The sequence below is a fragment of the Mycoplasmopsis cricetuli ATCC 35279 genome, from assembly GCF_000526955.1.
Lineage (GTDB): Bacteria > Bacillota_I > Bacilli_A > Mycoplasmatales > Metamycoplasmataceae > Mycoplasmopsis > Mycoplasmopsis cricetuli.
In genome coordinates this window covers 1-1,562 of the sequence record NZ_JAHB01000039.1, presented here as the reverse complement: position 1 = coordinate 1,562, position 1,562 = coordinate 1, and the positions used below count along the sequence as shown (strand labels likewise).

Here is a 1,562-nt window from a genome sequence, read left to right as displayed (position 1 = left end):
CGGCCTGGAGTTTTTAAGTTTAATTTTCAAATTAATAAATAAAATACAATTAAATATTCAAGAAAGAAAATTGGTCCAAGTACTCAAAGCATTCAAAAATTAGGAAGAATATTATGTGCAGGAATATTATAAAGAAATCAAGTAATAATCCCTTCTCCAGTTCCAGCAATTGCACTTACTTTTGCAAGATACAAAAACATAAAATTAAGCCCAGTCATAACACTATGTGCAATTCAAAGAATTGGAGCAACGAAAATAAATGTAAATTCAATTGGTTCAGTAATACCAGATAAAAATGATGAAGCTACTGCACCAAATATAATTGGTGCAGCTATTTTTCTTTTTTCTTTTGGAACTGCTAAAAACATTGCTACTGCTGCGCCTGGTAAACTAAATATTTTAATAGCATAAGACCCATTAGAAATCATTGAATCTTCAACAGTTATTTTTACTCCATGATCTAATTTTGCAAATAAAATACTATAAAATCCTTCAAAAGTTTCTTTTGTTCCTTCTACATTTGTGAAAGTTCAAGTACCTCCAGCTGATGTATATCTTAAAATAGCATTAGGTACATGGTGCAAACCAAAAGGGATTAAAAGGCGTTCAACCATCCCATAAACAAAAGCACCTCCAGCTCCTGAACTTCGCACACCTTGACCTATTTTAGCAATTGCATAATAAATGTAAACTCATATATATGAAAATGGAAGACCAATAATAAAACTAATTAAAATGGTTGCTACTGGAGAAAATTTTGGACCTCCAAAAAATGCAATTGCAGTTGGAAATTGTAAACGATAGGTATATTTATGTACAAAATATCCTAAATAACCAGCTAAAATTCCACCAAGAGTACTAAAATTAAAAAATTTAGTATTTTTTCCAAAACGATCAATTATTGGAAGATTTTTAGTTAACTCTACTGGTAAAGCATTTGAAATTTTCGCATAATTTTCAAGTATATTGCCAGCAAAATAAAATCCAATTAAAGCAGCAATTCCACAAAGTGCTGCTGAAACTTTTTCATCTTTAGCCAAGCCAGTAGCAAGTCCAATGGCAAATAAGATATCTAAATTATAAATTGGTGCCAATCCAATTGCTTTGATTGCTTCAGCAATTCCTTTATATATTTTACTTGTATAGTAAATTGATTCAGGAGTTTGTTTTCCAATTGAAATTAATAAATATCCAATAGCTCCTATTATTGCCATTAATGGTAAAATGGCAATAGGAACAATTAAACTTCTACCAAAACGTTCTAAGGCTTTAACAAACTTTTTAAAAAAGTTTTTGGCAGAACTGACAGAATCATTTGTTTTTATAAACATATTTTTACACCTCCAATTAAATTATCTTTAATTTTTAATTGACTTATTTTTTTATTTAAAAAAAGAATATTTTTTACTTAAATAAAAATTTTAATTAAATACAAATATTGAAAGTTTTTAATTTTTATTAAATTTTTTAATGTTATTGATAATGCGAGCATATACCATTGCTTTTGCACCAAATACTGATTGAACTTGATCATTTGTTTCTACAATTCCAGCAGCACCTAA

The 1,562-nt window shown here is 28.4% G+C and carries 1 protein-coding gene; it reads right to left on the bottom strand.

Going from position 1 to position 1,562, the window contains the following annotated elements:
* The coding region (locus tag U744_RS0104060; RefSeq protein ID WP_025755752.1) for a PTS transporter subunit EIIC at positions 1-1,331 on the bottom strand (1,331 nt) is incomplete at its 3' end.
* Positions 1,332-1,562 lie beyond the last annotated feature (231 nt).